Genomic DNA, 12087 nt, shown 5'->3' on the forward strand with positions numbered 1-12087 from the left:
CATGACGCCTGCCCGCTATCAACGCATCCTCGAGGTGCTCAACCGCCGCCAGCCGGATCTGACCCTGATCCTGGAAGGCGTGCATAAACCACACAATCTGTCGGCCATCCAGCGCACGGCCGATGCTGTGGGCGTGCTCGACATGCACGCCGTCAGCCCCGACCGCCCTTACCGCAGCCGCAAGGGCACGGCCATGGGCAGTCAGAAATGGGTCCGGGTGCACAATCACGCCACCACGGCCGCAGCGGTGGACACACTGCAGGGACGCGGCTTTCAGGTGGTGGCCGCCCACCTGTCAGAGCGTGCCCGGGATTTCCGCCAGGTCGACTACAGCCGCCCCTGCGCCATTCTCATGGGTACGGAAAAATACGGCGTGAGTGCCCGGGCGCTGGAACTGGCCGACGCCGAAATCACCATCCCGATGGCGGGAATGGTGGCCTCGCTGAATGTTTCCGTCGCCGCGGCAGTGATACTCTATGAGGCGCAGCGCCAGCGCGAACTGGCCGGCTGTTATGACCGGCCGCGACTGGAACCCGGCCTGCGCGAGCGACTGCTGTTCCGCTGGGGCTATCCGCGTCTGGCGCAGCGATACGACAGCCTGGGACTGGACTACCCGCGCATCGGCGAGGACGGCACGCTGCTGGACCCTGTCCCCGCGCAGGTAAGACACGTCCTTTCCTGACAGAAAAATCACGAACCAAGGAGCATCATGGAAGCCATCAACGAATTCACCTTCTGGTCGCTGCTGCTGGTAGCCCTGTTCCTGGGGCTGGTGAGCGGCTTTCTGATCAGCTATCTGTGGCTGAATCAGGACTCGCGGGCCCGCGGACTGCAGGCCGAACTCGAACGCAGCCGCGAGGAACTCAAAGAGTACAGGCAGAAGGTCAACCAGCATTTTCAGAAGACCGCAGGGCTGTTCGAGGACATGACCGAACGCTATCGCGAAGTCTATCGGCACCTGGCTGCCAGTTCCCAGGATCTGTGCGGCGAGCAGCCGCCGGCACTGCAGAACCCGGACAGCCGGCCGCGGCTGGCCGAACGCGGCAACGCCGGAGCCGAACCCGGCCCCGAAGCCGCCACAGGCCGCTCGCCGGAGCGGTCCGAAGGCAATGCCAGTGATGATGAGAATGCCATGCTGGGCGACTCGCCCTATTTGTCCGAAGCCGATCGCGCGGAACTGGACAGGCAACAGCGCGACCGCGGCTGAGCCCCCGCCCGCCCGTTCCGGTCCGGGCCACAGGAGGTGAATCGGCATAAATCCGCCACCAGCGCCTAAAGCTGGTATCCGACTTGACCGCTACAGCTCATGAAGCCACCATGAAAGCGTGCGTGACTTGCCGTTTCGACCCAGCTACCGGGGAGGACGCCATGAGCCCGAAACGTCATACCACCTCTGTTTCAGCCACCGCACCCGCCAGGAAACACAAGGGGAAGGTGAGTTCAAACGCACTGCGCCAGGCTGTGGCCCGGCGCCGGCTGGAAGAACGCCGCGAGGCCGAACTGCTGCGCCAGCATCTGTTCGACGTCTTCGCCGACGAATAGGGGCGCCGCGCCCCGCTCCCGTTCCCGCCCGCGGGGCTGCAACATGCCCCGTCCTCGTTTATTATTCTGTTATACCCACTGCAGCCGGCACCCGCCGCTGACCCTGACCGCCGCAGTCCGGCGAGGATACTCCCATGGCCCGATACCGCGCTGGCCGCCGTTCGACACTGCTGCTCCTGCTGCTGTTGACCCTCAGTGGCTGCAGCCATTTCCTCACCCGACCCGAGGCCCCCATGGTCAGCCTCAACAATCTGCAGCTGATCGAGGCCACCCTGTTCGAACAGCGCTATCTTCTGCACCTGCGCATCCAGAACCCGAACAACTTCGCTCTGCCCATCGCCGGCATGCGCTACCGCCTGCTGCTCAACGGCCGGGAATTCGCCACCGGGGTGAGCCGCGACCTCGAGACGCTGCCGGCCTATGGCGAGCAGGTGGTGGCGGTTAACATCGTCAGCAACCTGCTGCGCATCTATGAACAGCTGCGCAATCCCGCGGAGAGCGACAGCTTCAGCTATGCCCTGGAAGGCAGCATCAGCCTGCAGGGACTGGGCCCCGCCCTGCCCTTCAGTCAGCGCGGAGAGCTCTCGATGAAGCCGAGGTAGGTCCGGCCATGCGCATCGCCCTGCTCGCCGACACCCACGGTCAGCTCGATCCGCGCATCGCCGAGCAGGTGGCGCGTTGCGATCTGGCCGTGCATGCGGGCGATATCGGCAATGCCGGGGTGCTCGATCAGCTGCGGCCGCGCACGGGCGAAGTGGTGGCCATCCGGGGGAATAACGATGTGCCGGCCAAGTGGCCGGCCGGGGACAGGCCGGTATTGGAGGAACTGCCGTGGGAAACCGTGCTGACATTGCCCGGCGGCGATCTGGCGGCGGTGCATGGCCACCAGTGTGCCGCGGCCGCGCGCCGGCACCGGGTGTTGCGGCGCGACCATCCGGATGTCCGCGCCGTGGTCTACGGCCACAGTCATCGCCTGGTCTGTGACGATGCGGCCGAGCCCTGGGTGATCAATCCCGGCGCCGCGGGCCGCAGTCGTACCCATGGCGGGCCTTCCTTCATCATGCTGATCGCCGGGCCGCGGCGCTGGCGGCTGGAACCGCAGCGGTTTCCGCCGCTGCCGCGGCCAGGTCGATAATCTGCGTTGGATTCGAGTCAGGCCGCCAGCTGCCGCGCCAGGGCATCCAGGCTCTGGCGCTCGCTCAGGCAGGCATCGAGTATCGCATCGACCTGATGCAGTTCCAGGCCCAGCCGCAGCAATACCCCCCCGGGCGGCTCGCCCTCGGCTCCGTCGCCGAGCCCCTCCCTGCGCAGCAGCCAGTCCACCAGATACACCAGATCCACATAGGCGTCGTGCTCGCCGTTGTACATCTCGTTGTGATGCTCACGCAGGGTGGTCACGACCGGCTCCGGCATACCCCATTCCTGCATCAGGCGCGCACCCAACTCCATGTGGGTGGCACCGATGATACGCCGTTCGATCAGCACCACCGGAATCTGGGGGTTGGCCGCGATCACCTTGTTCAGCAGGAAGAACTCGGCCCGGAACAGATGACCGACCAGCAGGAAACCGAAGTTGTGCAGCAGCCCGGCCAGGTAGGCCACCCCCGGTTTGAGGTCGAGCCTGCCCCCGTGCCGGCTGGCGATGGTCTGGGCCAGGGCTGCGCTGTAGGCGGCATGACGCCAGAAGGCCTGCAGGCCCAGCGGGCCGTCAGCCGGGTTACGGAAGGTCTTGCTGGCGGCCAGTCCCAGTGCCATGTTGAGTACGGTCTCGAAGCCCAGCACCCGGGTAACGGCCTGCTCCAGTGTCTCCACCCGTCCGGCATAATTGAAAAACCCCGAGCATGCGTAACGCAGGATCTGGGCCGTCAGGCTGGGGTCGCCCGCCACCACCTCGACCAGGTCGCTCACATCGGCCTCCGGATCGTTGTGCAGCCGCAGCAGCCGCCGCGCCATGGCCGGCATCGCCGGCAGGCGGTCGATGGTGGCAATCTGCTCGCGGATATCCTCGACCGGATGCAGGCCCTGCAGCGCCGGCATCCGCTCCCACTGTCCCGGCAGGGTGAACTCGCGCACGTCCCGGCTCTCCAGCACCGACAGGGGACGGGCGATCCCGGCGCGTTCACTGTCGCGATGCAGTTCGGCGAAGGCCTCGCCCGTCATGCACACCAGACGATCGTGCAGACCGGGCTCGAAGCAGACAGTGGACTGGGCAAAGACCGGACCGTGCACCAGCGTGGTCAGGCCATAGGGTGTGCCGAGCGGCGGGACCGAACCGCTCTCGCAGTCGGGAAAGGCACTGGCCGCCACCTGACGCTCCACCGGCTGCAGGTCGCGCCCGAGCCGCTCACGGATGGCATGGAAATCCAGCAGATGATTGGCGGGCAGCACTGCCAGTACCAGCCCCTGGGCGTCGCTGAGCAGGACCGCCCGCACCAGGCACTGCAGACCGAGCTGGCTGCGTTCAGCCGCCTCGGCCAGGGTTTCGGTGGGGGAATGGGCATGCAGCCGGTAGGCAATGCCCCGGGTCTCCAGCCAGGTCTGGATGCGGTTGGCCAGTTCCGGTTCCATGCAAATACCGCCGTCGGTGGTTATCCCACCCCAAAGATAGCAGGAAAGGGGGCGGGAAGCGGGCCTGGGGTCACAGAATTCCGGGGAGGAGTGATGGGGTGAGGGGAAGGTAACCACACCCTTTCTCCTCACCCCTCACTCCTCATCCCCCACCCCTCACTCAGCCCTCAATCTCCACCCACACCGGACAATGATCCGAGGGCTTCTCCAGCGCCCGGATGTCATAGTCGATACCGGCGTCCACGCAACGCTCGATCAACGCCGGGGTGGCCAGAATCAGGTCGATGCGCAGGCCGCGCCGGGGATCGCGCTCGAACCCGCGGCTGCGGTAATCGAACCAGCTGAACCGGTCGTCGGTCTCCGGGTGGCAGTGGCGGAAACTGTCCACCAGGCCCCAGTCGATCAGTTTCCGGTACCACTCACGCTCCTCGGGCAGGAAACTGGTCTTGCCCTCGCGCAGCCAGCGTCTGGCGTTGTCGGCACCGATGCCGATGTCCTGATCCACCGGTGCGACATTCATGTCGCCCATCAGCACCAGGTTGCGATCCGGCGAGTATTCCTGCTCCAGGTACTTGAGCATATCGGCATAGAAGCGGCGCTTGGCCGGGAACTTCACAGCATGATCGCGGTTCTCGCCCTGCGGGAAATAGGCATTGATGACCGTGATCTCGCCGCCCCCGGGGAGTTCATAGGTGCCGGTCACCACCCGGCGCTGGGCGTCCTCGCCGTCGAAGGGGTAGCCGCAGCGCGCCGCCCGGACCGGGAGACGCGACAGCAGGGCCACGCCATAGTGGCTCTTCTGGCCGTGATAGTGGACCTCGTAGCCCAGTTCGGCCACGGCTTCGCGCGGGAAGTCCGGATCCTGGACCTTGGTCTCCTGCAGCCCGATGATGGCCGGGGCATGCCGGTCGCGCAGGGCCTGCAGCTGGTGCGGGCGCGCCCGGATGCCGTTGACGTTGAAGGAAACCAGCTTGAGCTTCGCCATGGTGTCGCGCCTGTGCCTGCCGTCGGGAAGGGCCCATTCTACCTGCGGCGGGTCGGGGGATACCAATCCGGGGCGGGGCGGGCGTAGAATGCCGCCCCTTGTGTAAAGGCGCGAGGAGTGAAGCGTGCGGAGCGAGGAGATCCTGGAGCGGCTGTTGCAACTGGCCGCCAGGCTGTATGCGGAAACCGAGGGGTTCGAACAGCGCAGCGAGGATGCCCAGCTGTGGTACAACCGCGGCTATGCCAACGGCATGCTGACCCGGCTCGCCGAACTCGGCTATGCCGAATACATCCGCCGGGCCGACATCAACCCGGACCGGGAGGGCGTCGTCGCCGACCAGGCCCTCCTGCCCTGGGGCAAGGCCTATACGCACGGCTACGAGGTGGGCTACCGGGAGACGCTGGAGGTGCTGGGCGGCCAACCGTAGGATGGGTGGAGGCGCGAAGCGCCGTAACCCATCATCGATCCGTCCAGCGAAGGGTTGCGCTTCGCTTCACCCATCCTACCCGATCCTACCCTGCCCGACGGGCAGCGCCAGCGAGGCCCCGCGCCCGGGGTCGAGCTCGATCCGGGCCCAGCCGGCATAGGGCACCTTGATGCGGTACAGGGCGGCCGGCGGCAGTTCCAGCACCTGGCCGATGACGGCGCGGATGGTGCCGGCGTGGGCGACGATCAGCACCGACTCGCCGCGGCAGCGTTCCAGGCAGTCGCGCCAGCCATCTCCGATGCGGGCAATGAAGTCCGGCAGCGGTTCCGCCCCCGGCGGCCGGGCCCCGACCGGATCGGCATGAAAGCGCCGCAGCTGTTCCGGATCCTCGCGCTGCAGCTCGGCCGCGGTACGACCTTCCCAGCTGCCGAAGCCGATCTCCTTGAACCGCGCCTCATAGTCGAGCGGCAGCGCCAGCCGGTCGGCCAGGGCCTCGGCGAAGGCGGCGCAGCGCGCCAGCGGCGAGCTGACGATGCGGGTCCAGTCGGGACGCTCGCCGACCGCAGCCCACATCTGCGCCCAGCCGGCCTCGCTCAGGGGATCGTCGCTCTGACCGCGATAGCGCTTGCCGCCCACGGGCTCGCCGTGGCGCAGCAGATCAAAGCGCCCGCCCGGTTCGCTGTCGGCACTCACGCCAGCCAGCCCGCGAGGGTCAGCAGGGCCAGCAACGCCAGCCAGGCCAGGCCGGCACGCAGCAGATAGTCCCGGGCCCGCTCCAGGGCCGCGGCCGGTTCAGCGCCCGGCTCCAGCTCCATGCTCTCCAGCGCCACCTCGGCGGCGAATTCCCGGGAATCGTCGAAGGGATCGGCCGGGGCGCACTCGCGCCAGGCGGCCAGCGTGGCATCGAAACTGCCGATCAGGGCGCCGGTGGCTGCCAGCGCCCGCGCCGGCAGCCAGTCGAGCAGCGCCTGCAGCTGCCACACGGCCAGACTGAAGTCGTCCTCCTCACCGTCCGCGCGCGCCGCCAGCAGCTGGGTCAGACGATAGAGCAGCGCCCCGACCGGCCCCAGCAGGGCAAACCAGAACATCACCCCGAACAGCCGCACCAGGGCCGTCCGGATCAGGGCCGCGGCCAGGGTATCGCCCGCGACCGCCGCCGGACCCAGGCCGAAGGCCGCCAGCGTCTCCGCGCCCGGCGTACCGACCCCCAGGTCCGCGCGCAGCCGGCGCAGGTCGCCGGCCAGGTCGCGCGGCCCCAGACACAGCAGCAGTACCGCCAGCGCGATCAGCCAGTCCAGGGGCTCGAGCAGTTCCAGCAGCAGCCACAGTGCCAGCAGCCAGGGGGCCAGCAGCGCGATCAGCCCGCCCCGGCCCAGCAGCCAGGGCTGGGTGAAACGGCTGCGGAAGGCATCCGTATAGTCGTGGAACCGGTCGACCGGACGCCAGCGCTGCAGCTCGGGATACAGGCGTTCAAGCCCCAGTGCCAGCAGTATAACGAGGAACTTCATGTACCATCTCCCTGGGCCAGGCTGGCGAGATGCGGCCAGTCGAAAGCCGGGCCGGGATCGGTCTTGCGTCCCGGCGCCACGTCGCAATGGCCCACGATACGCGCCGGAGTGATGCCCGGCCAGGCCGCCTGCAGCACCGGGATGAGCGCGGCCAGCCGTTGGTACTGCGCCCCGGTATAGGGCTGCTCGTCCGCGCCTTCCAGCTCGATGCCGATGGAGTAGTCGTTGCAGGCCTCGCGCCCGCCGAAACAGCTCGCGCCGGCGTGCCAGGCCCGGCGGGTGAAGGGGACGAACTGGATCAACTCGCCGTCGCGGCGGATCAGCAGGTGGGCCGAGACCCGCAGGTGGACGATCTCGCGGAAATAGGGATGGGCATCGGCCTCGAGCCGGTTGCAGAACAGCCGCTCGATCCAGGGGCCGCCGAACTCGCCCGGGGGCAGGCTGATACTGTGGATAACCAGCAGTGAAATATCCTCCGGGTCAGGGCGCGCGTCCTGGTTGGGCGACTCCACCCGGCGCGCCGCGTCCAGCCACTGCCTGTCTGCCTGTAATCGCAAACCATCCCCTTTGCCGGTTCAATCCCGGCACAGCATTTTCTTCACGGTCCTGATATCCTACCCCAAATGCCGGCCTGTGAAAGGGTTCAAACCCTCAGGCGCGCACAGTAACTACAATCCCCCGGCACACAACACCTCGATTCGAAGGAGTCATTGTGAAAGCCCTTGTCCTGACCCTGCTGATCGGCCTGATCGCCACCCCCGCCTTGGGACAGACCCGCTATGTCAGCGACCAGTTGGAGATCTCCCTGCGCTCCGGCACCAGCACCCAGCATCGCATCATCCGCATGCTGCCCAGCGGCACGCCGCTGGAGGTGCTGGAGGTGGACGCCGAGTCTGGCTACAGCCGGGTGCGTGCTCCCAGTGGCACCGAGGGCTGGGTACTGAGCCGGATGCTGATGGACGTCCCGTCAGCCCGCGACCGCCTGGCCCGGGCCGAAAAGGAACTGGCCGAACTCAAGGCCGCGGAACAGGAACGGTTGGCGAATCTGGATAATCTGAAAAATGAAAAGGGCAGCCTGGAAGGCAAGCTCAGCGCCCTGCTGGAAGAGAACAGCCGGCTAAAGCAGGAACTGGCCGAGATCCGCCGCACCGCCTCCAGCAGCCTGGCCATCGCCGAGGAGAACAAGGAACTCAAGAACCGGATGCTGCAGATGGAACGCGAGCAGCAGCGTCTGGCGCAGGAAAACGAAGCCCTGAGCGACCGCACCAAACGCGACTGGTTCATGGTCGGCGCCGGCGTGATCATCGTCGGCATCATTCTCGGCCTGATCCTGCCGCGGATCCGGGTGAAGAAGCGCTCGAGTTGGGACTCGCTCTAGCGCGTAAGCGCTAGAGCGCAGACACAAGAGGCAAGATACAGGATACAAGTCAGCATCGGCGTCGGCTCCCACCCCGACTTGTATCTTGCCTCTTGCATCTTGTATCTGTGTCACTCATCAGTGACACATCCATGTGATGCGTCCTTGACCACCTTGATGTACTTGAACAGGGTGCCGCGGGTGGCCTTGTAGGGCGGCATCTTCCACTCCGCCCGGCGGTTGTCCATCTCCTCGTCACTGACATCCACGCTCAGGCTGTTGGTCTCGGCATCGATGGTGATCACGTCGCCGTCGCGGATCAGGCCCAGCGGCCCGCCCTCCTGCGCCTCCGGCACGATGTGGCCGATGATGAAGCCGTGCGAGCCGCCGGAGAAGCGGCCGTCGGTGAGCAGGGCCACGTCCTTGCCCAGGCCGGCGCCCATGATGGCCGAGGTAGGGGTGAGCATCTCCGGCATGCCCGGACCGCCCCTGGGGCCCTCGTAGCGGATCACCACCACGTCGCCCTTGTCGATCTCGTTGTTCTCCAGTCCCTTGAGCATGTCCTCCTCGCAGTCATAGACCCGGGCCGGGCCGGAGAAGTGCAGGCCTTCCTTGCCGGTGATCTTGGCCACCGAGCCACCGGGGGCCAGGTTGCCCTTGAGGATACGGATGTGGCCGGATTCCTTGATCGGGTTGTCCAGGCTGTGCACCACCTGCTGACCCGGTTCCAGGTCGGGCAGGTCGGCCAGGTTCTCAGCAATGGATTTACCGGTCACGGTCAGGCAGCTGCCGTCGATCAGGCCATTGGCCAGCAGATATTTCATCACCGCCGGGATACCACCGGCGTTATGCAGGTCCTCCATCACATACTGACCCGAGGGCTTGAGATCGGCGATGAAGGGGATGCGGTCGGAGACCTTCTGGAAGTCGTCGATGGTGAGATCCACATCCACCGCACGGGCCATGGCCAGCAGGTGCAGCACGGCGTTGGTCGAGCCGCCCAGGGCCATCAGCATGACCATGGCGTTCTCGAACGCCGCCCGGGTCATGATGTCGCGCGGCTTGATGTCGCGCTCCAGCAGTACCCGCATGGCTGCGCCGGCGCGTCTGCATTCCTCGATCTTGCCGGGATCCACCGCCGGGGTGCAGGAGCTGTAGGGCAGTGACATGCCCATGGCCTCAATGGCCGAGGCCATGGTGTTGGCGGTGTACATGCCGCCGCAGGCACCGGGGCCGGGGCAGGCATGCTGGACGATGTCCCTGCGCTCCTCTTCCTCGATCCTGTGGGCGAGAAAGGCGCCGTAGCTCTGGAAGGCGGAGACGATGTCCAGGGTCTCGCCGTGGCTGTGGCCGGGCTTGATGGTGCCGCCGTAGACCATGATGGACGGCCGGTTGAGCCGGCCCATGGCGATCAGGGCGCCGGGCATGTTCTTGTCGCAGCCGGGCAGCACGATCAGGCCGTCGTACCACTGGGCGCTGACCACGGTCTCGATGGAATCGGCGATGATGTCGCGCGACTGCAGCGAATAGCTCATCCCCTCGGTGCCCATGGAGATGCCGTCGGACACCCCGATGGTGTTGAAGCGCATGCCGACCATGTCCGCTGCGACCACGCCCTCCTTGACCTGTGCCGCCAGGTCGTTGAGGTGCATGTTGCAGGTGTTGCCCTCCCACCAGACGCTGGCAATCCCGACCTGGGCCTTGTCCATGTCGGCCTCGGTCAGGCCGGTACCATAGAGCATGGCCTGGGAGGCCCCCTGGGATTTGGGCTGGGTGATGCGGGCGCTGAAGCGGTTGAGCTTGGTGCTGGCCATCGGGATCTCCGGTTCCTGGGACTGTAAACCCGGCTATTGTACGAAACCCGCGTCTCAAGCACACCTTCGGGCCCGATTGATTCACTTCAAGTACCTGTTTCGGACAGCTAAATTTTTCCCCCGCCTGTCCGCTAGCAGGGTCAGGCACGAAGCTTGCCTGATACCAACGCGAAGACAGACTCATGCCGCCGGTACCCGACCTCCCGCATCAGCCGGGTCGCCGGCGGCACCTTGGCAACACTTTTGACTGGAAGGCACCCATGCGAAAAAACCTGCCCGTGACCCGGACGGAGGTCAGCTTTGCCCCCGAAGCCCGAATCGTCTCCACCACTGACCTGAAGGGCCAGATCACCCACATCAACCCGACTTTCACCGATGTCTCTGGCTTCACGGAGGAAGACACCCTGGGCCAGCCCCACAACCTGGTGCGGCATCCGGACATGCCACCGGCGGCGTTCGAAAACCTCTGGGATCATCTCAAGTCCGACACGCCATGGCTGGGCATGGTCAAGAACCGCTGCAAGAACGGCGACTTCTACTGGGTCAGCGCCTATGTCACCCCGATCTACGACCAGGGCCGGGTGGTGGGCTACCAGTCGGTGCGCACCTTGCCCGAGGCCGCAGACCGCGGCCGGGCCGAACATCTCTATGACCAGCTCAACCGGGGTGGCAATCCCTTTCCAGCCTGGCGGCGGCTCGGTGCCCGGGGACGCACCTTTGCCGGAATCGCCGCCCTGCAGGCTGTGACCACCCTGACCCTGGCCGCTCTGACTGGAGCGGGCATGCTCGCCACCGGCGCCCTGCTGATGGCGGGCCTGGGTGGCAGCTTCGCTCTGGCGCACGGCCTGACCCGGCGGCTGCGCCGCCTGAGCATCGAGTCGCACCGCTTCAGCGACAACCCGCTGGCCAACCGCGTCTACGGTGGCGACCTGGACGAAGTGGCTCAGCTCGCCACTGCGCTCAAGACACAGCAGGCGAAGATCAACACCATCCTGGGCCGGATCGGCGATACCGCCGGCGATCTGTCCCGGACCGCCAGTTCCACCGCCGCAGCCTCGGATCAGACCCTGAACGGTGCCCAGACGCAGCAGGCCGAGGTCGACCAGGTTGCCTCGGCGGTCAACGAGATGGCCGCCACCGTACAGGAAGTGGCCCAGAACACCTCGGTGACGGCGGATGCGGCAAAAACCGCCCAGCAGGAAGTCGACACCGGCAAGCAGGTGGTCAACGCCACCGCCGCGACCATCGAGCGTCTGACCGGCGAGGTCGGCCAGGCCGCACAGACCATGGCGTCACTGCGCAGCCAGACCGACGACATCGGCACCGTGATCGATGTCATCAGCGGCATCGCCGAGCAGACCAACCTGCTGGCGCTGAATGCCGCCATCGAGGCGGCACGCGCCGGCGAACACGGCCGCGGTTTCGCCGTGGTGGCCGAGGAGGTCCGGGGCCTGGCCACCCGCACCCAGCAGTCCACCGGCGAGATCCAGGCCATTATCGAACGGCTGCAGGGCGAGGCCCAGTCCGCCGTGACCGTGATGGAACAGGGTCAGAACACGGCCCACGAAAGCGTGGAGCAGGCGCAGCAGGCCGTGGCCTCACTCAACACCATCAGCGGGAACGTGGCGACCATCTCCGACATGGCGACCCAGATCGCCACCGCGGCCGAGGAACAGAGCGCGGTAGCCGATGAGATCAACCGCAACGTCACCAACATCAGCGACGGCGCCGGCCAGACGCTCGACGCCGCCCGCCAGAGCGCCTACGACGCCACCCAGCTGGCGGAGATGGTGAACAACATGGAGAGCATGCTGAAGCAGTTCGGGGATTGACAAGGGACGAGGTGCCAGGGCCGAGGCTCTAGTCGTGCAGGTCGGGTTAGCGCA

At 66.5% G+C, this 12087-nt stretch carries 14 protein-coding genes; 8 read left to right on the forward strand and 6 right to left on the reverse strand.

Annotated features, from left to right (window positions below):
- The first annotated feature begins 1 nt into the window (after position 1).
- From trmH to D6C00_RS05190, 5 genes are all read left to right on the forward strand, one after another.
- Positions 2-682, forward strand: a complete 681-nt coding sequence (gene trmH / locus D6C00_RS05175) for a tRNA (guanosine(18)-2'-O)-methyltransferase TrmH (RefSeq protein WP_125180654.1) — start codon at positions 2-4, stop codon at positions 680-682.
- A 27-nt stretch (positions 683-709) separates the two neighbouring features.
- Positions 710-1207, forward strand: a complete 498-nt coding sequence (locus D6C00_RS05180; RefSeq protein ID WP_125180656.1) for a YhcB family protein — start codon at positions 710-712, stop codon at positions 1205-1207.
- A gap of 161 nt (positions 1208-1368) precedes the next feature.
- Positions 1369-1542: a hypothetical protein gene (locus tag D6C00_RS15435; RefSeq protein WP_158675300.1), complete on the forward strand. Its 174-nt coding sequence runs from the start codon at positions 1369-1371 to the stop codon at positions 1540-1542.
- Positions 1543-1676: 134 nt separating this feature from the next.
- The gene (locus D6C00_RS05185) at positions 1677-2144 is read left to right on the forward strand and encodes an LEA type 2 family protein (RefSeq protein ID WP_125180658.1); all 468 of its coding nucleotides are present in this window, start codon (positions 1677-1679) and stop codon (positions 2142-2144) included.
- 8 nt (positions 2145-2152) lie between these two features.
- A complete protein-coding gene (locus D6C00_RS05190; RefSeq protein WP_125180660.1) occupies positions 2153-2677 on the forward strand; it encodes a metallophosphoesterase family protein in 525 nt (174 codons plus the stop codon).
- Positions 2678-2694: 17 nt separating this feature from the next.
- Here the strand turns inward: D6C00_RS05190 and D6C00_RS05195 are convergent, their stop codons facing one another.
- Complete coding sequence (locus D6C00_RS05195; RefSeq protein ID WP_125180661.1) at positions 2695-4110, reverse strand: HDOD domain-containing protein; 1416 nt, start codon at positions 4108-4110, stop codon at positions 2695-2697.
- A gap of 160 nt (positions 4111-4270) precedes the next feature.
- A complete protein-coding gene (gene xthA, locus D6C00_RS05200; protein WP_125180663.1) occupies positions 4271-5095 on the reverse strand; it encodes an exodeoxyribonuclease III in 825 nt (274 codons plus the stop codon).
- Positions 5096-5219: 124 nt separating this feature from the next.
- Here xthA and D6C00_RS05205 point away from each other — a divergent pair, with 124 nt between their 5' ends.
- The gene (locus tag D6C00_RS05205) at positions 5220-5522 is read left to right on the forward strand and encodes a hypothetical protein (protein ID WP_125180665.1); all 303 of its coding nucleotides are present in this window, start codon (positions 5220-5222) and stop codon (positions 5520-5522) included.
- 75 nt (positions 5523-5597) lie between these two features.
- Here the strand turns inward: D6C00_RS05205 and D6C00_RS05210 are convergent, their stop codons facing one another.
- Genes D6C00_RS05210 through ampD form a run of 3 tightly spaced genes read right to left on the reverse strand, consistent with a single transcriptional unit; the run spans position 5598 to position 7587 of the window.
- Positions 5598-6215: a histidine phosphatase family protein gene (locus tag D6C00_RS05210; protein ID WP_125180667.1), complete on the reverse strand. Its 618-nt coding sequence runs from the start codon at positions 6213-6215 to the stop codon at positions 5598-5600.
- Entirely contained in the window at positions 6212-7030 is an 819-nt protein-coding gene (gene ampE, locus D6C00_RS05215; RefSeq protein ID WP_125180668.1) for a regulatory signaling modulator protein AmpE, read from the reverse strand. Before ampE ends, D6C00_RS05210 begins: the two co-directional genes overlap by 4 nt.
- The gene (gene ampD, locus D6C00_RS05220; protein WP_125180669.1) at positions 7027-7587 is read right to left on the reverse strand and encodes a 1,6-anhydro-N-acetylmuramyl-L-alanine amidase AmpD; all 561 of its coding nucleotides are present in this window, start codon (positions 7585-7587) and stop codon (positions 7027-7029) included. The genes ampE and ampD overlap by 4 nt, the downstream gene beginning before the upstream one ends.
- Positions 7588-7742: 155 nt before the next feature.
- Here ampD and D6C00_RS05225 point away from each other — a divergent pair, with 155 nt between their 5' ends.
- The gene (locus D6C00_RS05225) at positions 7743-8408 is read left to right on the forward strand and encodes a TIGR04211 family SH3 domain-containing protein (RefSeq protein WP_158675301.1); all 666 of its coding nucleotides are present in this window, start codon (positions 7743-7745) and stop codon (positions 8406-8408) included.
- A 110-nt stretch (positions 8409-8518) separates the two neighbouring features.
- Here the strand turns inward: D6C00_RS05225 and ilvD are convergent, their stop codons facing one another.
- Positions 8519-10201: a dihydroxy-acid dehydratase gene (gene ilvD, locus D6C00_RS05230; RefSeq protein ID WP_125180673.1), complete on the reverse strand. Its 1683-nt coding sequence runs from the start codon at positions 10199-10201 to the stop codon at positions 8519-8521.
- A gap of 260 nt (positions 10202-10461) precedes the next feature.
- Here ilvD and D6C00_RS05235 point away from each other — a divergent pair, with 260 nt between their 5' ends.
- A complete protein-coding gene (locus tag D6C00_RS05235; protein ID WP_125180675.1) occupies positions 10462-12033 on the forward strand; it encodes a methyl-accepting chemotaxis protein in 1572 nt (523 codons plus the stop codon).
- The last annotated feature ends 54 nt before the right edge of the window (positions 12034-12087 follow it).

Source organism: Thiohalobacter thiocyanaticus (genome assembly GCF_003932505.1).
Classification (GTDB): Bacteria; Pseudomonadota; Gammaproteobacteria; order Thiohalobacterales; family Thiohalobacteraceae; genus Thiohalobacter; species Thiohalobacter thiocyanaticus.